The 236-nt window shown below is 67.4% G+C and carries 1 protein-coding gene; it reads right to left on the reverse strand.

Annotated elements, in window-relative coordinates:
• A partial coding sequence (locus tag KVT38_RS34190) for a substrate-binding domain-containing protein (RefSeq protein WP_217598142.1) occupies positions 1 to 236 on the reverse strand: 236 nt, incomplete at both ends.

Raw genomic sequence — 236 nt, forward strand, 5'->3', positions numbered from 1 at the left:
TCCCTCGCCTTTGCTCCGTGGTCCGAGACCCAGCGTCCGGCCGCCTCTCTTCTGCCCAGCAGATCTCCCATCCGGCGAAGCCTCGTGTACACACCCTCGTCCCAGGCGAATTCGAAGGCCGGGGCGACGCTGCCGAGCCCGCCCGACTGCGAGGACGTCAGGTAGCTGGGAAACACGATCAGGTCGGGCATAAGCGAGGATAGACGCCGCGGATCCGGGGGACTCTCCACGGCGTC

Source organism: Cohnella sp. GbtcB17 (assembly GCF_019091135.1).
Classification (GTDB): Bacteria; Bacillota; Bacilli; order Paenibacillales; family Paenibacillaceae; genus Cohnella.